General features: G+C 63.1%; 21 protein-coding genes. 17 read left to right on the top strand and 4 right to left on the bottom strand.

Annotation, left to right across the window (positions count from 1 at the left end; genetic code table 11):
- Positions 1 to 19 precede the first annotated feature (19 nt).
- Entirely contained in the window at positions 20 to 265 is a 246-nt protein-coding gene (locus tag J2887_RS19030; RefSeq protein ID WP_227172700.1) for a GlsB/YeaQ/YmgE family stress response membrane protein, read from the top strand.
- Between the two features lie 2 nt (positions 266 to 267).
- A complete protein-coding gene (locus J2887_RS19025; RefSeq protein ID WP_227172699.1) occupies positions 268 to 669 on the top strand; it encodes an MAPEG family protein in 402 nt (133 codons plus the stop codon).
- A 69-nt stretch (positions 670 to 738) separates the two neighbouring features.
- On the opposite strand, the gene J2887_RS19020 is transcribed toward J2887_RS19025, so the two are convergent.
- Positions 739 to 1,482, bottom strand: a complete 744-nt coding sequence (locus tag J2887_RS19020; protein WP_227172698.1) for an OmpA family protein — start codon at positions 1,480 to 1,482, stop codon at positions 739 to 741.
- 157 nt (positions 1,483 to 1,639) lie between these two features.
- Here J2887_RS19020 and J2887_RS19015 point away from each other — a divergent pair, with 157 nt between their 5' ends.
- The gene (locus tag J2887_RS19015) at positions 1,640 to 3,100 is read left to right on the top strand and encodes a rhomboid family intramembrane serine protease (protein WP_227172697.1); all 1,461 of its coding nucleotides are present in this window, start codon (positions 1,640 to 1,642) and stop codon (positions 3,098 to 3,100) included.
- A gap of 86 nt (positions 3,101 to 3,186) precedes the next feature.
- On the opposite strand, the gene J2887_RS19010 is transcribed toward J2887_RS19015, so the two are convergent.
- On the bottom strand, positions 3,187 to 4,641 hold the full coding sequence (locus J2887_RS19010; RefSeq protein WP_227172696.1) for a B-box zinc finger protein: 1,455 nt from the start codon (positions 4,639 to 4,641) through the stop codon (positions 3,187 to 3,189).
- 163 nt (positions 4,642 to 4,804) lie between these two features.
- Between J2887_RS19010 and J2887_RS19005 the strand changes: the two genes are divergently transcribed.
- The 12 genes from J2887_RS19005 (at position 4,805) to J2887_RS18950 (ending at position 21,312) form a co-directional block, all read left to right on the top strand.
- Positions 4,805 to 6,616, top strand: a complete 1,812-nt coding sequence (locus tag J2887_RS19005) for an ABC transporter ATP-binding protein (protein ID WP_416381922.1) — start codon at positions 4,805 to 4,807, stop codon at positions 6,614 to 6,616.
- A gap of 115 nt (positions 6,617 to 6,731) precedes the next feature.
- Positions 6,732 to 8,642, top strand: coding sequence for a methyl-accepting chemotaxis protein (locus tag J2887_RS19000; protein WP_227172695.1), 1,911 nt, complete (start codon positions 6,732 to 6,734; stop codon positions 8,640 to 8,642).
- A gap of 172 nt (positions 8,643 to 8,814) precedes the next feature.
- Positions 8,815 to 11,574, top strand: coding sequence for an aconitate hydratase AcnA (gene acnA, locus J2887_RS18995; RefSeq protein ID WP_227172694.1), 2,760 nt, complete (start codon positions 8,815 to 8,817; stop codon positions 11,572 to 11,574).
- A 121-nt stretch (positions 11,575 to 11,695) separates the two neighbouring features.
- Complete coding sequence (locus tag J2887_RS18990) at positions 11,696 to 13,396, top strand: diguanylate cyclase (RefSeq protein WP_227172693.1); 1,701 nt, start codon at positions 11,696 to 11,698, stop codon at positions 13,394 to 13,396.
- On the top strand, positions 13,396 to 14,559 hold the full coding sequence (locus J2887_RS18985) for an HDOD domain-containing protein (protein WP_227172692.1): 1,164 nt from the start codon (positions 13,396 to 13,398) through the stop codon (positions 14,557 to 14,559). Before J2887_RS18990 ends, J2887_RS18985 begins: the two co-directional genes overlap by 1 nt.
- A 57-nt stretch (positions 14,560 to 14,616) precedes the next feature.
- Positions 14,617 to 17,643: a GAF domain-containing protein gene (locus J2887_RS18980; protein WP_227172691.1), complete on the top strand. Its 3,027-nt coding sequence runs from the start codon at positions 14,617 to 14,619 to the stop codon at positions 17,641 to 17,643.
- Positions 17,636 to 18,022, top strand: a complete 387-nt coding sequence (locus tag J2887_RS18975; protein ID WP_227172690.1) for a response regulator — start codon at positions 17,636 to 17,638, stop codon at positions 18,020 to 18,022. Before J2887_RS18980 ends, J2887_RS18975 begins: the two co-directional genes overlap by 8 nt.
- 110 nt (positions 18,023 to 18,132) lie before the next feature.
- Positions 18,133 to 18,453, top strand: coding sequence for a DUF2288 domain-containing protein (locus J2887_RS18970; RefSeq protein WP_227172689.1), 321 nt, complete (start codon positions 18,133 to 18,135; stop codon positions 18,451 to 18,453).
- Between the two features lie 87 nt (positions 18,454 to 18,540).
- The gene (locus J2887_RS18965) at positions 18,541 to 19,446 is read left to right on the top strand and encodes a lysine exporter LysO family protein (protein WP_227172688.1); all 906 of its coding nucleotides are present in this window, start codon (positions 18,541 to 18,543) and stop codon (positions 19,444 to 19,446) included.
- Between the two features lie 8 nt (positions 19,447 to 19,454).
- Entirely contained in the window at positions 19,455 to 20,348 is an 894-nt protein-coding gene (gene nhaR, locus J2887_RS18960) for a transcriptional activator NhaR (RefSeq protein WP_227172687.1), read from the top strand.
- Between the two features lie 127 nt (positions 20,349 to 20,475).
- A complete protein-coding gene (locus J2887_RS18955) occupies positions 20,476 to 20,808 on the top strand; it encodes a DUF7352 domain-containing protein (RefSeq protein ID WP_227172686.1) in 333 nt (110 codons plus the stop codon).
- On the top strand, positions 20,809 to 21,312 hold the full coding sequence (locus tag J2887_RS18950) for a phosphate-starvation-inducible PsiE family protein (protein ID WP_227172685.1): 504 nt from the start codon (positions 20,809 to 20,811) through the stop codon (positions 21,310 to 21,312). It begins immediately after the preceding gene.
- A gap of 75 nt (positions 21,313 to 21,387) precedes the next feature.
- Here J2887_RS18950 and J2887_RS18945 read toward each other — a convergent pair whose 3' ends face one another.
- Complete coding sequence (locus J2887_RS18945; protein ID WP_227172684.1) at positions 21,388 to 22,599, bottom strand: HD-GYP domain-containing protein; 1,212 nt, start codon at positions 22,597 to 22,599, stop codon at positions 21,388 to 21,390.
- 83 nt (positions 22,600 to 22,682) lie between these two features.
- Positions 22,683 to 23,504, bottom strand: coding sequence for a TatD family hydrolase (locus tag J2887_RS18940; RefSeq protein WP_227172683.1), 822 nt, complete (start codon positions 23,502 to 23,504; stop codon positions 22,683 to 22,685).
- 89 nt (positions 23,505 to 23,593) lie between these two features.
- Here J2887_RS18940 and J2887_RS18935 point away from each other — a divergent pair, with 89 nt between their 5' ends.
- Positions 23,594 to 24,418, top strand: a complete 825-nt coding sequence (locus J2887_RS18935; protein ID WP_227172682.1) for a polyphosphate kinase — start codon at positions 23,594 to 23,596, stop codon at positions 24,416 to 24,418.
- Between the two features lie 143 nt (positions 24,419 to 24,561).
- Positions 24,562 to 25,833 (top strand): D-amino acid dehydrogenase, encoded by a 1,272-nt coding sequence (locus J2887_RS18930; RefSeq protein WP_227172681.1) that lies wholly within the window; start codon positions 24,562 to 24,564, stop codon positions 25,831 to 25,833.

Raw genomic sequence — 25,833 nt, 5'->3', positions numbered from 1 at the left:
ACGACTCGGGAGGTCGCGGATGATGAATCTGATCCTGTTTCTGATTATTGGTGGCGTCGCCGGCTGGCTGGCCGGGCTGATCATGAAAGGCCGTGGTTTTGGCGTGCTGGCGAATGTGGGGATCGGCATTGTCGGTTCGTTCGTTGGCGGCATTGTGTTCCGGCTGCTGGGGCTGGCGTCCCAGGGGGCGGTGGGTGAGCTGGTCACCGCGACGGTAGGGGCGGTGCTGCTGCTGTTCCTGGTGGGCAAACTGAAGAAGGGTTGACGATGATTCTACCGGTGTCGGCGGTCTTCGCCTGTGTATGCACCATTCTGCTGGTGTTGTTGTCTGTACGGGTGGCGATGTTCCGCCTGCGTCACAAGAAAGGCGTCGGTGTGACCGACAATCGGGATTTCGAAGCGGCGGTACGGGCCCAGGCCAACCTGACCGAGTACGCCCCCATTGCGGTGATCCTGCTGGCCATCGGCGAGCTCAACGGGGTCATGGTGGAGTGGATCTACGCTCTGGGGATGGCGTTCGTGTTGGGGCGCTTCCTGCACGCCTGGGGCATGATCCAGGGTCGCGGTGGTGCCCACCCGGCGCGACTGGGCGGTATCCTGCTGACCTGGCTGGCACTGCTGGCGATGGTGGTGGCGGTGATGCTGAACGTCTTTCAGGCCAATTACTGATCACTGGCCGCAGTTCCCTTCAAGCACAGCCGATGGCACCGGGGCGGCCGGTGCCATCGCCGCGATTTCTCACTGGGCCTTGGCAAGGCGCTCGTTGTGGTACTCCAGCTCCAACCGGCGGTTGGCGGAGTGGTCGTCAGGCCGGGCCAGTGGCCGGCTGCTGCCCCAGGCGCTGATCTGCACCTGAGCATCCCGGACTCCTTCCTCTTTCAACAGCTTGGCCACCGCGTTGGCGCGCAATCGTGACAGGAAGGTGTTGTAGTCAGCGGCACCGAAACTGTCGGTATGGCCGTGAATTCGCACCGTCACCTCCGGATGGGCCCGCAGATAGGCGGCGTGCTGGCGCAGGATCGCTTCGTCCTCGTCACTGAGCTGGTGCTTGTCGAAACCGTAGTGGAAGCGCAGGCGGTGGGGCTTGCGTGGGCCTTCTTCAGCGGCATCGGCGGCGAGGGTGGCGTCCGCATCCAGGTGGGCGGATTGGGCAAGCAGTTCCGGGTTGTCCAGTACGAGCACTGTCATCTCTGTTTCCTCTGTCGGGTGGTCCGCCGATTGTTGTTGTTTGTTATCACTATTGGCGTTCGCGGCTGATGCGGCAATTGGAGAATGGTCGAGTATTGGCGCGGGATCGGCCGGCTCGACCTGAACGGCGGTGGGTGCCCTGGCAACGGTGTCGGTCTGTGGCCCATGGCTGCTGCACCCGATCAGACTGGTGGCCAGCAGCACCCCGCAGGCGCTGCGCCAGCCCACCTTCCCCAGTAGCGAGCCTGCCAGCCGGGGTGATTGAACGCGATGGATATGACGGTTGTGTGACATGGTGTGTTCTCCTGAGGCGAATGGACGCTTGTGCCGGCTCGTTGCGCTGAGGTGCACAACCTCGGCTGTCAGGAGGTATTTCAACGCGAAATGCTGTCGTTGCTGTGGTACAAAAGCGGACGCACCCCGACTGAACTGTGATGAATTGTGACCGCCCATGCTGATTGTTCCCGCCGAAAACGCCATTAACTGGAAACGTCCGCCCCTGGCCACCCTCGGCCTGATGCTGGCCTGCCTGCTGATTTTCCTGTTCTACCAGGGCAAGGACCCGCGCCTGCAGCAGGCCGCGCTGGAGCACTACCTGGAGGCGGACCTGCTGGCCCTGGAAGCGCCTGTGTACGAGACCTACCTGGAGCGCCAGATCGGCATGGCCGGGGAATCCGACCGGGTGCATGAGCTGCAGGCGTTCCAACAGGCGCTGGTGGACGGAGAGGATCAGTGGGTGGCAGCGACGCTGCTGTTCAACCCGCCGTTCCACCAGTACATGGAAGACAACCTCGACATCCTGCTGGCCAGTGCCGACCGGCGTTACTGGCAGCAACAGCACGACCAGATCCAGAGCGACTACCTGGACCGCCTCAGCGCCAACGAGTTGGGCCTCAAGCCTGCCGAGCTGACACCGTCCACCCTGATTGCCTACCAGTTCCTGCACGGCGGCTGGGGGCATCTGATCGGTAACATGGTGTTCCTGTTCCTGCTCGGGTTTACCGTCGAAAAGGCCCTCGGCGTGGGTCGCTATCTGTTGTCCTATCTGGTGTGCGGGGTACTGTCAGGTCTGGTGTACACGGTTTTCTCCCTCGGCAGCACGGTGCCGCTGGTGGGGGCTTCCGGTTCCATTTCCGGGCTGATGGGGATGTATGTGGCGATCTATGGCCTGCAACGCATCCGCTTTTTCTATTTTCTCGGTGTGTACTTCAACTATTTCCGGGCGCCAGCGCTGGCGCTGTTGCCAGTCTGGCTGGGCAAGGAGATTTACGACTACTGGTTCGCCGGTGCCACCGGGGTGGCTTACATGGCTCACGCCGGCGGGTTGGTGGCGGGCGCTGGCATCATCCTGCTGTTGGGCAAGAGCTGGCTGCAGGTGCGGGAGTCGTTCTACGAGCCGGAGCAGGAGGAAATCGACGACCGCTTTACCCAAGGGTACGGCCAGGCCATGGCGACCCTGGCGCGGATGGAGTTCGACCAGGCCCGGTTGCAGTTTGAGGCGCTGTGGCAGCGCTACCCGGAACGCATCGTGTTGCTGGAGCACCTGTACCAGCTTGCCAAGTTGCGTCCGGATCAGGAAGCCTATCGTGATCGCACCCGCGAACTGATGGGGCAGTTGCTGACCCAGAAGCAGCCCGAGCGCATGGTGGAGGTGTGGCAGGAATTCCTCGGCAAGGGCGAGAGCCACCACCCGCTGGCGGCGGAGGATCACAACCGCATCCTGTTCGCCTGCCTGCGGGCCGATGACCTCAAGCAGGCGGAGAAGGCCTTCGAGCGGCTGCGTTACAGCAGCGGTGAAGGCGTGCTGGTGGAAGAAGCCTGCCGGCTGCTGGCGGATGAGTTCGACAAGCGCCAGATGGCGCCCCGGGCCAGCCACTACCGCCAGATTCTGACGGCTTTGCCACCGGCCTGAGCCGGTGCCTCCAGTGTTCTGTCCGGTTGATTCGCTGACCTGCTGCGTCTTTCAGCGGCTCAGCAGGTCATTAACCGGACGGGACGTTAGCCGTCGACGGTAAAGCTCGCTTTCGGGCCTTTCAGGGGCTCGCGGCGGGCGGCCTGTTCCAGGTAGCTGTCCAGCCCGGCGGCCTGGGGGTGATCCCCGCACTGTTTTTTGACGAATCCCAGAAAGGCGGTTGCCTTTTCCCACTGCTTGAGGCCATTGGCCAGTACCTGCGCGGCCAGGATGTAGGCTGTGGCCAGCTGGTCACTGTCCGGGAAGCGCTTGTGGAAATCCAGCAGCTGCTTGAGGGCGCGGCGATAGCTGCCGTGCTGGTACAGGCTGCGGCTGCAGCGGACCGCGAGCACCGGGTCGTCGATGCGAAAGCCGGGCTCGACCCGTTCCAGTGCGTCCAGCATGTCGACCAGGCCGGCGCCATCGTTGCGGTCGGCGAGCCAGCCCAGCAGGCGGCCGTGGTAGCGATACAGTTCAGCGTCGTCCTGACGGGCGCAGAGCAGCCGGTAGAGCTGCTCCAGGCGCTTTGGGTCCTGGGGGTTGCGCTTGAGGGCCTCTTTGAGGTTGCCCTGGACCCGGTCGTAACGACCGTCCTTGAGGTCCATGTCGATGTCGGCATCCAGCCGCTGGCTGCGGTCGCGGTGGTTGTCGGCACTCTGATCCTGGTCGTCCTGCAGGTCGCTGGCGAACCCCAGCTCCTCCTGGTACTGGAACAGCAGGTAGCCCAGCATATGGAACAGGATCAGGGTAAAGGTACTGTTGAGAAAGCCGGACAGCGGCATCGCCAGCCAGGGCGCAAAATGGGTCACGGCAAAGTCCTGGGCCGCGCCCGACGCCAGGGTCAGCAGGATCAGGTAGCCGTATAACAGAAAGTAGGGCCAGCCGATGCGGGAAATCAGCGCCGCCAGGTTGAGCGGGTTGACCGCCGGTCCCACCGACTGTTCCATGGCCAGCACCATGATGCTGGCGGGAATGGCCAGAACCACCAGGGCCAGCGCGAGCAGTCCCAGAATCGGGCCGCCCACCATGCCGGCGGCGGCCACCAGGCCCCCGAACAGCACAAACACCAGCAGCTGGAGGAACACGATGCCAAAACCGTCACCGGTGAAGGCCACCGCCAGTGGTGGCGGTTTCATGTGGCCCTCGGCGGTGTGGTTGATCACCGTGTAGGTGTACTTCAGCAGCGCCACGAACAGCACTAGGCTGACAATTAGCCCCACCAGGCTGGCGGACAGCATCAGCGGCACCAGCGTGCAGATGGCGATCACCAGCAGGGGATCGAAGTGGAAGGGGTAGCGGAAAAAGGCCCCCAGCCGGTTCCAGAACGGCTCCACCGCGGTGGCCGCGCCCAGGTAACGCATGCTGCGATTGCAGCGGGGACACAGCCCATGCTGTTTCTTGCTGTCGGCATCGGGCATGCAGCGGTTACAGTAGTGGATCTGGCAGTCGCCGCAGTGCCACTTGGCGGGGGCGCCGGGATGGTAATGGCAGTCGTGTTTCACGGTACGGGTGCGCGTCCTGTCGTCAAAAGGGGTAGGTTCCGCTCGCCATGATCGCAGAACCGCGGGTTGTGCTCCACTGCCAGACCCACAAAATCCGGCCCGGGGTGACCATGGGCTGTCAGGAGGAAGGTTGAAGAATTCAAACGACGTTGCACTCCAGGCCGTGACGGCCACCGATCAGGCCGCCGGCAACGCCCCCCGAGGCTACGACTGGCGTGGCATTGCCCGGCTGGCGTTACGGCATCGGGGCCGGCTGGTGCGGGCGAACCTGCTGGCGATTCTGGCCACCATGGTGAGTGTTCCCATTCCGCTGCTGCTGCCGGTGCTGGTGGATGAGGTGCTGCTGGAGGAGCCCGGGCCGGTGCTGCCGGCCATGGATACCCTGTTGCCGACAGCATGGCAGCAGCCCGTAGCCTACATCGCAATGATGGTGGTGGCGGCGTTGCTGCTGCGGATACTGGCACTGAGCTTCAACGTGCTGCAGTCGCGGGAGTTCTCCAAGATTTCCAAGGATGTGGTGTTCCGTATCCGTTCCCAGTTGCTGGGGCGGCTGCAGCGGGTGTCGATGGCAGAGTACGAGACCCTGGGCTCGGGGGCGGTCAGCAGTCACTTCGTTACCGATCTGGACACCGTCGACAAGTTTCTCGGCACCACCATCAGCCGTTTCCTGGTGGCCAGCCTGACGGTGGTGGCCACTGCCACCATCCTGCTGTGGGTACATTGGCAGCTGGCGCTGCTGATCCTGCTGTTCAACCCGCTGGTGATCTTCGCCACCATGCGCATCGGCAAGCGGGTCAAAGAGTTGAAGCGGGAGGAGAACCAGGCCTACGAGGTGTTCCAGGGGGCGCTCACGGAAACCCTCGATGCCATCCATCAGTTGCGGGCGGCCAACCGCGAACCCCATTACCTGCGCCAGCTGGTGGGCCGGGCCCGCACCGTACGGGACCACGCCATCCAGTTCGAATGGCGCAGCGACGCCGCCGCCCGGGCCAGCTTTGCCCTGTTCCAGTTTGGCGTCGACGTATTCCGCGCCGCGGCGATGGTGACGGTGCTGCTGAGTGATCTCAGCATCGGCATGATGTTCGCGATCTTTGGCTATCTCTGGTTCATGCTCACGCCGGTGCAGGAAATCCTCAACATGCAGTACGCCTTCTACGCCGCCAATGCCGCCCTGGGCCGCATCAACCGGCTGCTGGCACTGAAACAGGAACCCCGCTACCCGGCGCTGGAAAACCCTTTCCGTGATCGTCACACCGTCAGCCTGACGTTGCGGGATGTGCACTTCCACTACGGCGACGGTGAACCGGTCCTGCGGGGCATCGATCTGCATCTGGCGCGGGGGGAAAAGGTGGCGGTGGTCGGCGCCAGTGGCGGCGGCAAGTCGACCCTGGTGCAGGTGATCCTGGGCATGTACACCCCCGACCGCGGCGAGGTGCTGATCGATGGCGTGCCGGTTCAGCGTGTTGGACTGGATTGCCTGCGGGAGCACGTGGCCACAGTGCTGCAGCATCCGGCCCTGTTCAACGACAGCATCCGCCAGAACCTTACCCTGGGGCGGGAGCGGCCGGATGAAGCGCTGTGGCAGGCGCTGGAGATCGCCCAGCTTGCTGGCACCGTGGCGGTGATGCCGGAGCAGCTGGACACCCTGGTGGGGCGCCAGGGGGTGCGCTTGTCCGGTGGCCAGCGCCAGCGTTTGGCCATAGCCCGCATGGTGTTGTCGGACCCGTCCATTGTGATCCTCGATGAGGCGACCTCGGCACTGGATGCGGAAACCGAGTTCCAGCTCCATCAGGCGCTGTCGGCTTTCCTCAGCCAGCGCACCACGCTGATCATCGCCCACCGGCTCAGCGCGGTGAAGCAGGCGGACCGGGCTTATGTGTTTGAGGATGGCCAGATCATCGAAGAGGGCCATCACGACGAACTGATCGCCCGCCAGGGCCTGTATGCCCAGCTGTACGGTGATCGCCAGCACTGAACACCGGGTTTTCTGCCATCCCTCCTGACCCCGGTCAGTGCCAGCGCGCCAAGCCTGACTATACTGACCGGGACATCCCTATCCTTGCCGTATCCCAGGAGCCAGCCAAGCCGTTATGAGTATTCGCCTGAAATTGATCATTGGCATGGGGGCGGCGCTGCTGATCAGCGCCGCGACCCTGATCGCACTGAACATCTGGCAGATGAACGGTGTGCTGGACCGCTATTTGTTGCGCTCGGCGCTGCCGTCCAGCGTTGAAGCCATCGCCAACTCGGTGGAACGGGACATGCAACCGGCCATCACCGCTTCCCAGATGATTGCCGACAATGCCTTCCTGCACGATTGGATTCGCCAGGGCGAGGCCGCCACCCAGCTGGACCCGGTCAGCCGTTTTCTGGAGCGGGTGCGCCAGCGTGTAGGTGCGGACTCGGCGCATTTTGTCTCCGCGGCCAGCAACCGCTACTACACCCAGGATGGCATCGAGCGCACCGTTCGTCGGGGCCAGGATGACTGGTTCTACGGCTTCCTCAACAGTGGCCGGGATCTGGCGTTGGCGCTGGATGTGGACAAGGCCAGTGGCAAGCCCACCCTGTTCATCAACGTTCGCATGGCGGACCAGGGGGAAGCGCTGGCGGTCACCGGAATTGGCATCGGCCTGCAGCGCATGGCGGAGCGAATCCGCGAGTTCCGTTTTGGCGACTCCGGCATTGTCTACCTGGTGTCGGCGTCAGGACAGGTCAACATCCATCCGCAACTGGCCCGCACCGGTGGCCAGTTGAAAAACATGATGCCGGCAGCGGCCGCCGCTGAGATCACCGGCCAGGACCGTTACACCCTGGTGGAGTTCCAGCGTGACGGTGACGATTTCATTGCCGCCAGTCAGCCCCTGAACCTGGGGGACTGGCGGGTTGTGGTGGAAGTGCCATCGGCAGAAATCTATGGTGCCCTGGCTGAGGCCACCACCCTGGCACTGGTGGCCGGGGGCCTGGTGGCTGCGGTGTTCCTGGGGCTGGTGGCGCTGGTGGCTACCCGGATGACCCAGCCGTTGACCCGGGTCACCCGGGCGCTGAAGGACATCGGCAAGGGCGGGGGGGATCTGACCCAGCGCCTTGACGTGGACAGCGAGGACGAGCTGGGGGAACTGGCCGAAGGGTTCAACAGTTTTGTCGGTTCCCAGCACGAGATGATCCTGGCGTTGCTGGAGACTGCCCACCGGTTGCAGGCGTTTGTCGAGCAGATTTCCGAGGTGATCGCCGCCAACAGCACCCGGGCCGGAGAGCAGAGCCGGCTGACCGAGTCGGTGGCGACAGCGGTCTATGAGATGGAAACCACGGTTCAGGAGATTGCGCGTAACGCCAACGATACCGCCGCCCAACTGGAGGCCATGGGCCAGCATGCCGGCGCCATCCGCAGTGACATGGCCAGCTCGGTGGCCCAGGTCAGCGGGATGGCCGGGGACATCCGCGATTCCGCCACCGCCATCCAGCAGCTCGCCACCGAGGTGGAGGACATTGGGCGGGTGATCGACGTCATCAATGACATTTCCGACCAGACCAACCTGTTGGCACTGAACGCCGCCATCGAAGCGGCCCGCGCCGGAGAGCACGGTCGTGGTTTCTCGGTGGTGGCCGATGAGGTACGTGGTCTGGCCCAGAAAACCCAGAGTTCAACCCAGGAGATCCGCGCCATCATTGAGCGCCTGCAGAGCGGCTCCAGTCGCGCGGTGTCGGCGATGGCGGCGGGGGAGCAGGCCACTGGCGAGACGGTGGCCACCTCCGAGCGCATGGGCGAGGCCCTGGACCAGATTGGCGACAGCGTCGAACAGATCGTGGGCATGAGCCAGCAGGTGGCGGCGGCAACCGAGGAACAGAGTTCGGTTACCGCAGAGATCAGCCGCAACGTCCAGAATATCTCCGAGCTGAGCGGCCGTTCCAGCGACGACATGGCAGCCTGTCACCGGGAAGTGGACGATCTGCGCCGATTGGCGGATGAGCTGGCGGCGAAGATGCAGGCCTTCAAGCTCTAAGGGTTAGTCAGAAGTACCCTGGACTCATCGGCGCTGCGGCGCGTCGCGACGCCGGCCCATTCAGCGCGGCTATGGTGGCTATAAGCCCGGTGACTTTGACCTGGCGCGCGGCCGTCCCAATAGTAGGAACATGGTTGAACCCGACCCCGACCAGATACGGAGGATGTGCACCATGGCAACGCAAGCGAGCAATCCCGACAGTCTGCAGACCCTGAGCCAGCTGGACGTGGCTGGCCAGACTTACCATTACCACAGCCTGCCCAAGGCGGCCCGTGCCCTGCCGGGCCTGGAGCGACTGCCGTTCTCACTGAAAGTGCTGCTGGAGAACCTGTTGCGGCATGAGGATGGCGATACCGTCACCCGCCAGCATCTGGAGGCCATGGCGCAGTGGCTGGACAGCCGTCACTCCGACACCGAAATCCAGTACCGGCCGGCGCGGGTGCTGATGCAGGATTTCACCGGCGTGCCTGGCGTCGTCGACCTGGCGGCGATGCGTGAGGCGGTGGCTGCGGCGGGCAAGGACCCTGCGCTGGTCAATCCGCTATCGCCTGTGGATCTGGTCATCGACCACTCGGTGATGGTGGACAAGTTCGGTGACGCTTCGGCCTTCCGAGACAACGTCACCATCGAAATGGAACGCAACCGCGAGCGTTATGAGTTCCTGCGCTGGGGCCAGCAGGCGTTCGACAACTTCCGGGTGGTACCGCCGGGCACCGGCATCTGCCATCAGGTTAATCTGGAATACCTCGGCAAGACGGTCTGGACCCGCGATATCGACGGCAAGACCTACGCCTTCCCCGACACCCTGGTGGGCACCGATTCTCACACCACCATGATCAATGGTCTCGGCATCCTGGGCTGGGGTGTGGGCGGCATCGAAGCGGAAGCGGCGATGCTGGGACAGCCGGTGTCGATGCTGATTCCGGAAGTGGTTGGGTTCAAGATCACCGGCAAACTGCGGGAAGGCATCACCGCCACCGACCTGGTGCTGACGGTCACCGAAATGCTCCGCAAGCACGGTGTGGTGGGCAAGTTCGTCGAGTTCTTCGGCGATGGCCTCAAGGACATGCCGGTGGCCGATCGTGCCACCCTTGCCAACATGGCCCCGGAGTACGGCGCCACCTGTGGCTTTTTCCCGGTGGACGAGCAGACCCTGGCGTACCTGCGGCTGACCGGCCGTGAGGCCCACCAGATCGAGCTGGTGGAGGCCTACGCCAAAGCCCAGGGGCTGTGGCGGGAGCCTGGCCAGGAGCCGGCCTACACCACCACCCTGGCACTCGACATGGGCGAGGTGGAAGCCAGCCTGGCCGGCCCCAAGCGGCCTCAGGACCGGGTGGCACTGAGCCAGATGAAGTCGGCCTTTGAACTGCTGATGGAGACCAACGAAGGTCCGGCGACAGAATCAGACAGCCGTCTGCAATCGGAAGGCGGCCAGACCGCGGTCGGGGTGGAGAAAAGCTATCGTCACGCCGCCAGCCAGCCTTTCCAGCTCAACGGCGAGGAGCTGCACCTGGACCCGGGCGCGGTGGTCATCGCCGCCATCACCTCCTGTACCAACACCTCCAACCCCAGTGTGATGATGGCCGCAGGCCTGCTGGCCGAGAAGGCCGTGGCCCGGGGGCTGCAAACCAAGCCCTGGGTCAAGACCTCGCTGGCGCCCGGCTCCAAGGTGGTGACCGACTACCTGCGGGTCGGCGGTTATCAGGAGGTTCTCGACCAGTTGGGCTTCAACCTGGTGGGCTATGGCTGCACCACCTGCATCGGCAACTCCGGACCGTTGCCCGATCCCATCGAGCAGGCCATCGACAAGGGTAACCTGACGGTGGCCTCGGTACTATCGGGCAACCGTAACTTCGAGGGCCGGGTGCACCCGCTGGTGAAAACCAACTGGTTGGCATCGCCGCCCCTGGTGGTGGCGTTTGCCCTGGCCGGCAATGTTCGGGTGGACCTGTCCCGCGACCCGCTGGGTGTGGACCGGGATGGCAAGCCGGTATACCTCAGGGAACTGTGGCCGAGCCAGGAAGAGATCGCCGAGGCGGTGGCGAAAGTGGAAACCGAGATGTTCCACAAAGAGTACGGCGAGGTGTTTGAAGGCGACGACACCTGGCGCTCGATCCAGGTGCCCGATGCCAAGGTCTACGAGTGGACTGAGGCGTCCACCTACATCCAGCACCCGCCCTTCTTCGAAGGCATGGGGGCGGAGCCTGAACCGGTGGATGACATCCACGACGCCCGCATTCTGGCGCTGCTGGGGGATTCGGTGACCACCGATCACATTTCACCGGCAGGGGCGATCAAGGCCGACAGCCCGGCCGGACGGTATCTGCAGGACAAGGGCGTCCAACCCCGCGACTTCAACTCCTACGGCTCCCGGCGGGGTAACCACGAAATCATGATGCGGGGCACCTTCGCCAATGTTCGCATCCGCAACGAGATGCTGGACGATGTGGAAGGTGGCTTCACCCGCCACATCCCCAGTGGCAAGCAGATGGCGATCTACGACGCCGCCATGGCCTACGCCGATGACCATACGCCGCTGGTGGTGATCGCCGGCAAGGAGTATGGCACCGGCTCCAGCCGTGACTGGGCCGCCAAGGGCACCCGCCTGCTGGGGGTCCGGGCGGTGGTGGCGGAATCGTTTGAACGTATCCACCGCTCCAACCTGATTGGCATGGGGGTGATGCCGCTGCAGTTCACCGATGGCGTCAGTCGCCAGTCGCTGAAACTGACCGGCGAGGAAACCATCACCATCACCGGTATGGCCGGGAATCCGGAGCCGGCCGCCAGTCTGACCATGACGGTAACGTACCCGGATGGTCACGAAGAACGCTGCCAGCTGCTGTCGCGGATCGATACCGCCAACGAGGCGACCTACTTCCGCCACGGCGGCATCCTGCATTATGTGATACGGGAGATGATTTCAGCGGATTGAGCCTTAAGTGCGGTCGTCACCACCCGACAGGCACGCTATAGTTTGGCCAGAGACCGGCCCGATCCAGTGGAGTGGATCGGGCAGCGTTTGCCAACTCAAGACCAGTGGTTAAGGGGATTTGATGCCGAGTGGCGGATACCAGGACGTCGTCAACAAACTGGAGGCGCTGAAGGCCCAGTTCGTCGCCCGGGTGGTGGTGGAACTGGACGACAATGTGGCCAAACTGCATGCGGTGGAGGGCAATGCCGCTGGCATCCGGGCCCTCAAACAGGGGTATGAGTGGCTGCATCGATTGGCTGGCTCGGCGGGCACCTTTGGTTTCCAGGCCCTGGGCAGTCAGGCCCGCAAGCTGGAGGAGACCCTCAAACAGGTGGTGGAGATGGATTCCGACGACCTGTCCGGGCTGCTCACCACGGTACTGGATGAGGATTTCTACCAGCGCCTGGACAGCTTGCCGGACCTGCTCAAGGCCGACGCCGGCGATTGCGCCATTCCGCTGTTGCAGCGGGCGGTGGCCGAGCCGGAGGACGGCACTCTGCAGCGGGTGGACCTGATTTCAGCCAACAGCGAGGTGCGTGAGGAACTGGAACAGGGGCTGTCACGCTATGGCTACCGGGTGGCGGTGTTTGACAGTCCGGATGGCTACCGCCGTGATCATGCCAGTACCGGCGAGAATCTGGCGGCGTTGGTGGCCGACGCGGATCTGCTGGACGCGGTGCATGGGGTGGTGGCGGAACTGGAACGCCACAGCGACCTGCCGCTGGTTTTTGTGGCCCATGACGAATCCTTTGATGTCCGCTACCGGGTGGCGGATGCCGGCGCCGGCGGTTTCTTCACCGTGCCGGTGGATATTCCCGCGCTGGCGGATCGCATTCAGCAGCTCAATGAGGAGCGCGAAGAGCGCCAGGGCGGCAAGGTGCTGATCGTCGATGACGACGACCAGCTGGTGGAGCACTACCGGCTGGTACTGGAGGCCGGCGGTCTGGAAGTGGTGACCGTCACTCATCCCCCCGACGTCATCCGTCGGCTGTCGGAGTATCGCCCCGACATCGTGCTGATGGACATCCACATGGGGGACTATTCCGGCATCAACCTGGCGCGGATGATCCGCTTTCAGCCGGAGTGGCTGGGGCTGCCTATCATCTATCTGTCCAGCGAGCAGGACCGGGACGAACAGATTTCCGCCATCGCCGAGGGGGCGGATGACTTTATCGAGAAGCCGATTCGTGACCACCGCCTGGTGAAGGAGGTCAAGGCCCGCTGTGTTCGTGCCCGCCAGCTCTCCAAACTGGCGTCTCTGGACAGCCTCACGGGCCTGCTTAAACACTCCTTAGTGAAGCAGGAGCTGGCGAAGGAGTTTGATCGCTGTCGCCGCTATGGCCTGGCGGCCCAGGTGGCCATGCTTGATCTGGACCATTTCAAGCGGGTTAACGACAGCCATGGTCACGCCGTCGGCGATGTGGTGATCCGCGCCCTTGCCAACCTGTTGCGTCACCGGCTGCGTAAGACCGACATTATTGGCCGTTACGGTGGCGAAGAGTTTGTGGTGATCCTGCCGGACTGCAGTGCCGAGGTGGCGGAGGAAATCCTCCAGGACGTCTGTGGCCAGTTCGCCGGTCTGGTGTTTGCCGGTGATGGCGAGGAATTTCAGGTGACTCTCAGCGCCGGCGTGGCCAGCCTGCGGAACTTTGCCTCCGCCGAGGCCGCGCTCAACGCCGCTGACGAAGCGCTCTACCAGCGCAAGCGAGCCGGTCGCAATGGGGTGACGCTGTATCAGTCCCAGGCCCCCAATCACCGTGATGACCAGGAGACCGGAGCCTGATGAATACCCTGATCCTCGAGGATGACCTGTTGATGGCGGAGCTGCTGGAAACCATCCTGGCGGGGATCTACCCGCGGCTGTCTGCCGACATCGTGACCTCGGTGGCAGAGGCAGGCAACAAGTGGCTGCCCGGTCGCTACCAGTTGGTGATCTGCGACTGGAACCTGCCGGACGGCTCCGGGCTGGAGCTGGTGCGACAGATCCGTAAGGACGATCGCGAGGTGGCGGTGCTGATGATTTCCGGCCGCAGTGACCGGGAATCGGTACTGGCAGCGGCTCATCATGGTATCAGCGGGTTTGTCTCCAAACCCTTCAGCGTGGAGATGGTCCGGGACCGGCTAAAAACCATCCTGCCCCCCGAGCAGGACGACGATGGCGATCACGGTGACCTGGAAGCCATGCTCAAGGCCGCCTGCGAGGGCCACTTTCAGCTGCCCACGACCCTGGCGCCGGCGGACGTTCTGGACCTGATGGATCGAGCCGAGCCCCTGGATGCCAACCAACTGGCGGAGCGCTGGCGGGATGAAACCGGTCTCACCACCCGGTTGCTGGATGTGGCTAATCGCAACTCTTTTCGACGGTCCGGCGAGCCGGTGTCGACCTTGTCGGAGGCGATCCGGCTGGTGGGTACGCGAATGTCCCTGGACATTGCCCTGGGGCTGGCGCTGGACAATACCCATGCTCTCAGCGACGCCGGCTTGCGGGAACGTGCTGAAGCCTTTCAGCATCAGAGCGAAGACGTTGCCCACTACGCCCAGTCAATGTTTCGCCAGCTGCGACTACCAGCGAACGAAGCCTTTACCGCAGGCCTGTTGAGCCGGGCCGGCGAGCTGGTGGTGCTTAGTGTGTTGCAGCAGTATCTGGCCGGTGGCGGCAGCCTAACCGATGAGCGGATTGACCAGGCCCTGAAGGACTGGTCCCAGCCTTGTGGCAATCGCCTCAAGGTGCAGTGGCGGCTGCCACTGGAGTTGAGGGAGCTGATTGGCGCGATCTATTTCCTGCCCCGGGGCGGCGCCAAACAGGACCGGATTGCCATGCGTGCCGCGGCCCTGGTTGCCCAGGGCCGGGTGGCGGAACCGGAATGTCAGCGTCTACTGCGTTTCGCTGGCCTGGACCCGAGTGATTTCGCCGATACCGCCGACCACGAGCCTGGGCCGGAGTGAAATAGTCAGTGAGGACTGCCACGAGACGACCACGAACAGGCGGGAAGGAGAAGGTGATTGAGAGCGCCAGAGATACCTGAAAACGAGACTGAACGGTTGCGTTCCCTCGGTGCCACCGGGCTGCTGGATTCCCCTGCCGAGGAACGTTTTGATCGCCTGACCCGGGTGGCACAACGGCTGTTTGGTGTGGAAATCGCGTTGGTCTCCCTGGTAGATGCCGACCGTCAATGGTTCAAATCCCGCCAGGGGCTGGATGCTCTGGAGACACCACGCAGTGTGTCGTTCTGCGGCCACGCCATTCTCAACGAGGACATCCTGGTGGTGGAGAACGCCGCGCACGATTCCCGCTTTCACGACAATCCGTTGGTGTGCGGCAGCCCCAACATCCGCTTCTACGCAGGCGCGCCGTTGCACTCCGCCGATGGCTTTCGGCTCGGTACCCTGTGCATCATCGACAGCCAGCCCCGGACCCTGTCCGCTCATGATCGTCGTTTATTACGGGATTTGGCCGACAGCATCGAGGCGGAGATTGGCCAGAGTCAGCAAAAAAGCTACTACCGTACCCTGGAGGCGCTCTCGGCCATTCACAACGACACCCGACGTGATCCCATCGACTGCCTTCGGGAGGGGCTGCGGCTGGGGTGTGATTACCTGAAGCTACCATTTGGCATCATCAGCCAGATCGAGGGTGATCGATACACGGTGTTGGCTCATGCCTCTCCCCCGGACACGCTCCACGATGGCCAGGCCTTTGATCTTAATGATACGTATTGCAGTCTGACCCTTGATGCCAGCGAAACCCTGGCCATTGAAAATATGGGGCAATCCCAGTACGCCAGTCACCCCTGTTACCGGGAGTTCGGCCTCGAGAGCTATCTTGGCACAGCGCTGGTGGTGGCTGGCCAGCCATACGGTACCCTGAACTTCTCTTCACCCTCGCCACGGGAACCCACGGGCTTCAACCACTACGACTTTCGCTTCATGGAACTGCTCAGTGGCTGGACAACAGCGGTGCTGGAGCGCTGGCAGGTGGATCAGACCCTTTCCCGGTTGCGGGCTATCGAACTGGCGGTGGCACGAGCGCAGGCCAGCTTCATTAACCGGCCGGACAATCCTCAGGCCTTTACTGAGCTGTTGGACGAGATTTTACGTTTCACTGACAGTGCTTTTGGCTTTATTGGTGAAATACTAAAAAGCCCCGAGGGGCAGCCATACCTAAAGACCGACACCATTACCAACATTGCCTGGGATGAAGCCTCGCGGGCCTTCTATCGTGACAACATCAACGAGGGGCTGGAGTTCCACAACCTCGACACTCTGTTCGGCCAGGTCATGACCACCGGCCAGCCGGTGCTGGCCAACGACCTGCCTAATGATTCCCGCGGCAGCGGCGTGCCCCACGGTCATCCGCCCATCCATACCTTTATGGGGTTGCCGATCTATCATGGCAGTCAGTTGGTGGGAATGTTGGGGCTGGCGAATCGGGAACAGGGCTACGACCGGACCCTGGAGCGGGAGCTGGGTCCGCTGTTGCGGACCATTGGGCAGTTGCGGGAGGCGACCCGGGTCCAGCGCAGTCAGCGAGAGAGCGAGCGTCGGCTGGAAATGGTGATTAGGGCCACCGACACGGGTATCTGGGAGTGGAACGTCCAGACCGATGCCCTGACCCTGAACGAACGCTGGGCCGAGATTATTGGCTATCGGCTGGAGGAACTGAGTCCACTGAGCGTGGAGACCTGGCGCCGGTTGCTCCATGAGGACGATCTTGAAAAGGCGGAAATCAAGTTGCGTCGTCACTTTGCCGGTGCTTCGGATTACTACGACGCGACCTTCCGCATGCGCCACCAGGATGGCCATTGGGTCTGGGTCCACGCCCGGGGTCGGGTCATGGCCCACGATATCCACGGTGATCCGCTGATCATGGCCGGTACCCACACAGACATCTCGGCCCAGAAAGCGGCGGAGCTGCGGCTCAAGGAGAGTGAGGCCCGGTTGCGGGCGCTGTTCGAACTGTCGCCGGTGGGTATCGCTCTCAACGATTTCGACACTGGTCAGTTCATCCAGGTCAACGATGCGCTGTTGGCATCTGCAGGCTACGGCCGGCTGGAGTTCCTGTCGCTGAGCTACTGGGATGTCACACCAAAGGACTATGCCGACCAGGAAGCGGTGCAACTGGAACGCTTGGAAAACAGAGGGCACTACGGCCCCTACGAGAAAGAATTTGTACACCGCAATGGCCACCGGTACCCCGTCATGCTGCATGGAACTCTGCTGACAGATGCTTCTGGTCGCAAACTGATCTGGTCGATAGTGGAGGACATAACAGAGCGTAAGCGGCTGACGCAGATGCAACGGGAGTTTGTGTCAACCGTCAGCCACGAACTGCGTACTCCGTTAACGGCGATCACCGCAGCCCTGTCGATGGTGGGCAAGGGCGTCGCAGGCGCCTTGCCGGAGAAAGCCCAGGACATGGTGAGCCTGGCGTTGCGCAACAGCGAGCGGTTGAGCGAGTTGATCAACGACATCCTGGATATGGAGAAACTGGCGGCCGGCAAGATGCCGTTCGAACTGGAACGTTGTGATCTGCTGCCCTTATTGAAACAGGTGCTGGACGATACCCGCAGTTACGCTGATCGCTTTCAGGTCCAGTGCCTGCTGGAAGCGGCGGACACTCGTCTGCAGGTCCGGGCGGACCCCCGTCGTCTCATTCAGGTGATGACCAACCTGCTGTCCAATGCCATCAAGTTCTCCCATACCGATGGCGCGGTTCGGGTGTTGGTAGAGCCTTCGGGCGAACGGGTGCGGGTGCGGGTTGAGGATCGGGGCCGGGGTGTGCCGGCAGCCTTCCGCGACAGGCTGTTCAGCGCTTTTGCCCAGGCCGACAGTTCTGACTCGCGGCAGTCCGGAGGCACAGGTTTGGGGCTGGTGATCAGCCAGCAACTGATGGAGGGCATGCACGGCGATATTGGATTTGAGGACACCCCTGGTGGCGGGGCGACGTTCTACATTGAGCTGCCGCTGCTGGGATCGGAGCGCGATCCGGGGGCGGACACATTGAGGGATGAGGAGTCAGACCATGGCTGAGTTGAAGCGCATCATGTACGTGGAAGATGAACCGGACATTCGTGCCGTGGCGGAACTGGCCCTGGTCTCGGTGGGCGGGGTTGAGGTGATGCTGTGCGAATCGGGCGAGGATGCGCTGGCGCGGGTGGACGGCTTTCAGCCCGACCTGATCCTGCTGGATGTGATGATGCCGCGGCTCGACGGCCCGGAAACATTGCAGGCGCTGCGCCAGAAACCTGGCCTGGCCGAGGTGCCGGTGGCGTTCATGACCGCCAAGGTCCAGTCATCGGAGGTGGAGTCTTACAAGGCTCTGGGGGCCATTGATGTGATCGCCAAACCGTTCGATCCCATGACCCTGTCTGACAAGGTCCAGGGCATCTGGGACCAGCATGTCGGTTAGCCGCTGGGCGCGTACCGGCATGGCGGCTGGCCGGCCTTGCCAAACGCCGGCAGATGGCCGACACTTTCGGCCCGTTTTCACTCACTGACAACCGCAAGGCGAGGCGTACCATGTCCAGCGACCAGTCCCGGGACGAACTCAAGGCCAAACTCAATCTGGAAACCTCCCGCATTGGCTGGCATGACCTGCAGACCTACTACGCCCGCGGCCACGTGGTGCGGGTCGGCGCCGACCTCGACCTGCTGGATGTCGCCGCCGAGCTGGTGGCCGACAATAAGACCCAATTCGATGCCTGGATGGCCGCCGGCCAGGTCGGTGACGTGCCGCCGGCCATGGCCCAGGCCTGGTATGACCGCAATGCCGAACTCTGGGCGGTGGTGATTGCGCCCTGGGTTCTGGTCCAGGACCGCAGCAGCCAACCGCTGCACTGACCTCCAGTCCCCCATTTCACCGGCCCGCCAAGGGCCCTGCCTGTCTCTGGCCCGGTATCGGGCCTCCACGCCTGTAGTGAGAGAGTTATGCTGGATGCGCTGATCATTCTTGCGCCCCTGTTTCTGGGGTTTGCCCTGGCCCTGGACAATCGTACGGTGATGACGGTGATCCATTACGCTGTGGAGGGGCTGGTGTATTTCATCCTGGCGTTGCTGGGTCTGGGCCTGGGACAAATGGATGGCCTGTGGCAGCAGCTCGCAACCATGCTGGGGCAGGTGGCGATTCTGGTGGTTGCCCTGGGCCTCGCCAACCTGGCGGCTCTGTGGCTGTGGCAGCGTTGGCAGCCGATGACGGTGGCAGCGGCTGAGGAGGCGACGGAAACGTCCTACCGACGGCTGTTTCTGGCGGCGCTGAAACCGCTCTCGGCGGTGTTGGTCGGGGTGGCCGCCGGTGCCTGGCTGCTGCCGGCATTGCCCTGGGTCGAGGACCTGGCGACCTGGTCACTGATGCTGCTGTTGCTGCTGATCGGTGTGCAACTGCGCAACGCTGGCCTGTCCCTGCGTAAGCTGTTGATGAACCGCCAGGGTCTGGGAATTGCGCTGGCGGTGGTGATCAGCTCCCTGCTGATCGGGTTGCTGCTCGGCCCCCTGCTGTCGATACCCTGGCACGATGCCCTGGCGCTGGCCTCCGGTTTTGGCTGGTACTCGCTGTCGGGGATCGTGGTGGGTGACGCTCTGGGCCCGGCTTGGGGTGGGGTAGCGTTCCTCAACGACGTCTTGCGGGAGATCATCGCCCTGGCGCTGATTCCGCTGGTGATTGGTCGACACCCGGCCCTGGCCATCGGCTATGGCGGCGCCACCGCCATGGACTTCACCCTGCCCATCATCCGCAGCAGCGGTGGTCTGGCCTGCGTTCCGGTGGCGATTGCCTCCGGCTTTATTTTGTCCTTCCTGTCGCCAATACTGATGGGGTTGTTCCTGTCACTGGGGTGACCCGTGGAATGTTGCAGTCCCTGAATTTCAAGCATTTGTACTATTTCTGGGTCATTGCCCGGGAAGGGTCGCTGGCGCGGGCGGCGCAACTGCTCAACCTGGCGCCGCAGACCCTCAGCAGCCAGCTGACCGCGCTGGAGAGCTCGCTCGACAGCCTGCTGTTCCGGCGTGAAAACCGCCGCCTGGTGCTGACCGACCTGGGGCAGATGGTGTACCGCTACGCCGATGACATGTTCCGCATTGCCGACGAGCTCAAGACCGTGCTCGATACCCGGCCGGACGAGCGTGCCCTGGGGCTGACGGTGGGGGTCGCGGCGTCGATCCACAAACTGATTGCCTACCAGTTGCTGGAACCGGCACTGACCCTGACACGGCCGGTGCGGCTGAGCTGTCGCAGTGGCCGTCCGTCCCAGTTGCTGCAGGATCTGAAGGCCGGACAGCTGGATGTGGTGCTGACGGATCGCGAGCCCGACGCCGGCATGGACGATCACTGCTACGTGCACCCCCTGGGGCAGACCTCCATTACCCTGTTCGCAACGCCGGATCTGGCCGCCAACCTGCAGACCGGCTTTCCCCACAGCCTGCAGGGCCAGGCTTTCCTGGCCAATGCGGTGAAGGCGCCCTACGTGCGCCAGTTGATGCAGTGGTTTGATGAGCAGGGTATCCGTCTGGACATCCGTGCCGAGATCGACGACAGCGCGCTGATCAAGGTGTTTGGCCATCAGGGCTACGGCGTGTTCGCTGCGCCCACGGTGATTGCGGACGAGGTCTGCCGTCAATACCAGGTAGCGGCGGTGGGTGAGGTGGCAGAGGTACAGGATCAGTTGTACGCTGTAAGTCGCAGTCGTCGCAACAGTCACCCGGCGGTGGCGGCGATCTGTGGGCAGTCGTTGGCGTCCTGAGGGGCGGGTTGATCAGAGACTGTTAATCGTTCGAAAAAAGCTGATTGAAGTAACGAAGCAATCTGCTTTTCTCTGTTTCAGTATCCGGTAATGATGATCCTGTCGACCCACGATGAGGAGAGGCATCATGAAAACCATTCACAAGTATGCACTCAAGGTGAGCCGCGAACTGAACCGCTTGACCCTGCGTGAGGGCTTCCAGGTGGTACGCTGTGAGTACGTGGTCCCGGAAAAAACCGTCTATCTCTGGGTGGAGGAACCGCTCAAGGTGGATATCCCCGAGCGCCAGTACGAGTTCCGTGTTGCCTTCTCCGGCGAGCCGGTGCCCGATCACTACGTCTACCGCGGAACCGCCCTGGACCCGTTCGGTCCGGAAGCCTTCCACGTCTTCGAAGCGCCGGCGCAACAGCGTGAACAGCCGTACCGTGAACCATCCTTCCGCCCCGTGATCGCCGCCTGAATGAGCGACGACGCTGCCAGGGATGACAAAGACCGGGCCCCGGAAAAGGGCCCGGAAGCGACCCTGCTGGACCGGTTCGACCCGGCCCTGCTGAAAGGGCTCAATGCCATTATCAGGATTGCCGTGCGGCTGCTGGCGATCCTGATGGTGCTGGTGATTCTGATGGGTGTGGTGGACGTGGGTTGGACGCTGTACCAGAAGCTGGTCACGCCACCGGTCTACATCCTCACCATCTCCGACATGCTGGCCACCTTTGGCGCTTTCATGGCGGTGCTGATCGCTATCGAGATTTTCATCAACATCACCATCTACCTGCGTGACAACGTCATCCACGTCAAGATCGTGATTGCGACGGCGTTGATGGCCATCGCCCGGAAGGTGATCATCCTCGATCTGGACACCGTCGACGCCTCTTACCTGTGGGGCATCGCGCTGATCGTGCTGACCATGAGCATCGCCTACCTGATCGTCCAGAAAGCCAGTGACTCAGACGAAGTGCACTGATGTGCTCCTCCGGCTAGCCAGGCGGGGAGGAACTTTTCAGGCGGGAAGAAACTTTTTTGACGGGAAGCTGCTTCATTAGAGCGCAAGAAACTTCTTCAAGTTGATCTGGTAGTCTTCCGGGTCAACCGCCCGGACGATACGGTCCTGGCAGCCCGGACTCGCCAGATCCAGGGTTTCCACAGTGATCGGCATGCGGAATTTGGTGTGGTACATCACTCGCACCACCGGCAGGCGCTGGTCGTCGTCGTTGCTCTCCACCACCACGCCGAGCCGGCCACTCTCCAGCAGCACCAGTGAGCCCACCGGGTAGAGCCCGATGCAGCGGATGAATTGTTGTACCAACGCCGAGTCCAGGTGAGGGCCACTCCACTCCAGCAGTTTCTTCAGACCCTGGGTGGGCGTCATGCCCTTGTGGTAGACCCGATCGGCGGTGATGGCGTCGTACACGTCGGAGATCGCCACCATGCGACCGTAGACAGAAATTTCATCGCCCCGCAGGCCTTCCGGGTAGCCGGTGCCGTCCATCTTTTCGTGATGCTGGGCGGCCGTGAGGATGGTCAGTTCGCCAATGCCCTCGGTGGCCAGCAGGATGTCGCGGGAATGGCGGGCGTGGGCTTTCATTTCCTCAAATTCTGCGGCGCTCAGGCGCCCGGGCTTGTGGAGAATCTCCTCCGGGGTGAGGATCTTGCCGATGTCATGGAGCAGGGCGCCGATGATGGTCTGGTGCTGGACGTCGGCGGAACACCCCATGGCCTTGCCGAACAGCGACATCAGCACACTCAGGTTGACCGAGTGTTCCATCAGGTAGTTGTCCTTGTCGCGGATGCGACCGAGGCAGGACAGCGCGTTGTGGTTACGGAACACCGATTCCTGAAGTTCTGTGGCCAGCTCGTTGAACGGAGTAATGTTGATGGCGTGGCCCAGCTTGACGTCCCGCAGCACATTGCCCACCAGGTTCTGGGCTTCACCATGAATCTGCTGGGCGATCACCATTTCATCCGCCAGTGGCCGTACCCGTTTCGGCAGCGGCTTGAGGGCACCGACGTCGTCCAGCAGCGCAGCATTGCGGGCGTCCACCTCACGGGCCGGCTCGCTGTCCTGGGTGTCCTTGCCCTTGTTGGTGTCGATATAGACGAAATCCACTCCCATCTGGCGAATCTTGGCGATGGTTGTCTCGTTGCGTAGGAAACCGCGGCGATTGCGGGTGTTGTGGGGGATCCAGTCGTTGTTGAGGTCGGTGATGTACATCCCCACCTCCAACGCGGTTACTGGCACTCGTTTGATCATGCACCCTCTCCTGCCTTGATCATGAACCCGTTACCAATGCGTAACCGGCCTCAACCTTCACTATAAATCCAATGGCGGGCGGATCAAGCGCTGGCGCCTGCGAGACGATGGAAGGTCCTCAAGCTGTTGTGGTAGGTGGTTCGCACCACCTCGTCAACGGGGATTTCCTTGACCTCGGACACCTTCTCGGCCACAAAGGGTAGGTAGCATGGCGCATTTTCGCGGCCTCGGTAGGGCACCGGAGTGAGGAACGGCGCGTCGGTTTCCAGCAGGATCTGCCCGATGGGCGTCATGCGGATGATGTCACGGACGTTCTCCGCCTTGTTGAAGGTGGCGATGCCGTTGAACCCCAGACACCAGCCCTGGTCGATGGCGTAGCGGGCCAGTCCCGGGCCGGAGGTGAAGCTGTGGATGACACCGCGGCGGGTCAGGGTGGCCTCGAAGTCCCGCAGGATCTCGATGGTGTCGTCATCCGCTTCGCGACTGTGGATGACCACCGGTTGATCCAGGTCGCAGGCAATCTGGAGCTGACGCCGGAACACCTCACGCTGTACCGCCCGATCGGCGTTGTCGTAGAAGTAGTCGAGACCGATTTCGCCCACCGCGACGATCTTGTCGTCGGCGCCGTGCTGGCGAATCTCGGCTTCCACTGCGTCGGTGTATTGCTCGGCGTCGTGGGGGTGAATGCCCTGGGTGCCGTAGAGCCAGGGCGCGACCTGGCTCAGTTCCCGCACCCGGCCCAGGTTGTCGGGGGAAACCGCGATGGTCACGACCCGCTCGATGTTGACCCGGCGGGCCTCCGCCAGGATGTCATCCAGTGGCTGGTCCTTGAGGTAGTCCAGGTGACAATGGGTTTCGATGATCGGGTGCTCGAACACCGGAATGTCGCGTTTTTTTCGGCTCATGAATCACTCGCGGGCTGCAGTTGGCGTTTGCGGTCCAGTTTACCATTTGACTTCCGGCCACCCCAGCCGGCCGGATGAGGAGCATTACCATGACGGATACGCCGTTCAGCCGCCAGTTTCACCTGGACCCGGCCCGGGTCCAGCTCAAGGACTATCCCACGGACATCGATCACTCATTCGAGCTGCCCTGTCTGGAGACCAGCCTTGATCTGATCGGAGAGCATCAGCGCCGGTTGTGGGCCAACGGCAAGCATGCCCTGCTGCTGGTACTCCACGGTACCGACGCCTCCGGCAAGGACAGCCTGATCCGCACCCTGGCCACCTACGCCGATCCGGCCGGCTTCCACGCCTGGTCGTTCAGCCGTCCCGATGACCTTGAAGCCCGCCACGATTTTCTCTGGCGCACGGTGCCCATGCTGCCGGCACTGGGCCAGATGGTGGCCTTCAACCGCAGCTACCACGAGGCGGTGATGGCGGAGCGGCTGTGGCCGGTGCGGGCGCCGGAGCACTACAACTGGCCGGCCCGCTATGACGCCATCCGCAGCTTCGAATCCCACCTGGTGCAGGAAGGCACCACCATCGTCAAAATATGGCTGCACCTGTCCGATGAGGAACACCGCCACCGCTTGCTGAAGCGTTTGGACAAGCCCCGCAAGCGCTGGAAGTTTGAGTCGTCGGACATCGATGCCTGGCGCCGTCGCCACGAATACCGCGCGGTAGCGGGGGAGGCCATGGCGGCGACCCATACCACCGCTGCGCCCTGGCACATCATCCCCGCCAACCGCAAACCGGTGGCGCGGGCGTTGGTGGCGCGCATTGTGGCGGAGCAGTTGCAGGGCCTGGCGCCGGAGTACCCCAGTCATGATCCGGCGCTGCTGGCGCAATACGCTGAGGCGCTGAAAGCCAAGGACTAGTGGGTGGTTCGCTGACAGGCTGGTGAAGGCAGGCGGGGCCGGTAGGTACAATTGCGAAGCCGTGCTGCCGGTCACTCATGCCAGTCTTGAGGCATGTTTATTCGCGCATCAGGCACGGTTGATCGACCAGGAGGAAACAGTCAATGCGGATAGCGGTGATCGGGGCAGGGGTCGTCGGGGTGACGACGGCTTACGCACTGGGCAAGCGTGGTCACGAAGTGACGGTGATCGAACGCCATGACGATGCCGGTCGGGAAACCAGCTTTGGCAACGCCGGCCAGCGCTCCTACGGTGTGGTGTACCCCTGGGCGGATGCGGCCATGGTGCGCCGGGCCCTGCCATGGCTGGTAAAGGCGGATGGCCCGCTGAAAATGGCGATGCCGCCGTCCTTCGATACCCTGCGTTTCCTGCTGGCCACCCTGCGGTTTGCCCTGGCACCGGGGGTGTATGGCCTCAACAAGCGCGCCATGGTGCACCTGGGTACCTACAGCCGTCGCTGCTTCCTCGATCTGGAGCAGGAGCTGAACCTCGACTTCGACGGCGGCCACGACGGCCTGCTGCACCTGGCCAGTTCGCCGGCCCAGATGGCCGAGTACCGCAAAACCGGCGAACTGCTGGACGAGCTGGGAGTGCCCTATCAGCTACTGGGCCCCCGTGAGGTCCGGGACTACGAACCCGGCATGACCGGTGATGGCCCGCTCCACGGTGCGATCCGCTACCAGACTGACGGCACCGGTGACTGCCACCTGTTTTCCCGGGCCCTGGCCCGGGCCTGTGAACAGCATGGCGTGAGCTTCCGTTTCCAGCAACAGGTGCAGCGCCTGGTGGCGGACGACCGGCGGGTTCAGGCGGTGGAAATGACCGGCCCGGACGGTCGCAGCGACAGCATGGCGGTGGATGCCTGCGTGGTGGCGGCCGGCTGCTGGTCGCCGGGCCTGGTGGCACCGCTGGACATGCGGTTGCCGATCTACCCGGTCAAGGGCTACTCGCTGACCGCGCCTCTGCTGGACCCGGAACGGGCGCCCCGCTCCACCGTGCATGATGACAACTTCAAGGTGGTGTCGACCCGCCTGGGGGATCGCCTGCGGGCGACCGGGTTTGTCGAGCTGGCGGACTTTGCCCGGGACATTCCGGAAGCCCGGCTGGCCACCATTCGCAAATCGGTGGAATCCCGCTTCCCCGGGTGTGCCGACCTGGACCAGGCCAGTCGCTGGACCGGATTCCGGCCAATGACGCCGGACGGCCCGGCGATCATCGGTCGCGGCAGTCGTGACAACCTCTACCTCAACACCGGCCACGGCACCTTCGGCTGGACCCTGTCGGCGGCCAGCGCCGAGCTGGTTGCCCAGGTGATCGACCAGGAGCCCACCGCCCTGTCCCTCGACCCGTTCCGGCCTGACCGTTTCCGGGTGTGA

Origin of the sequence: Marinobacter sp. CA1, from assembly GCF_020546665.1 — a bacterium.
In the GTDB taxonomy this organism is placed as follows: Bacteria; Pseudomonadota; Gammaproteobacteria; order Pseudomonadales; family Oleiphilaceae; genus Marinobacter; species Marinobacter xestospongiae.
Note: the sequence above shows the minus strand (reverse complement) of the source record. Positions and strands in the feature narration are given on the sequence as shown.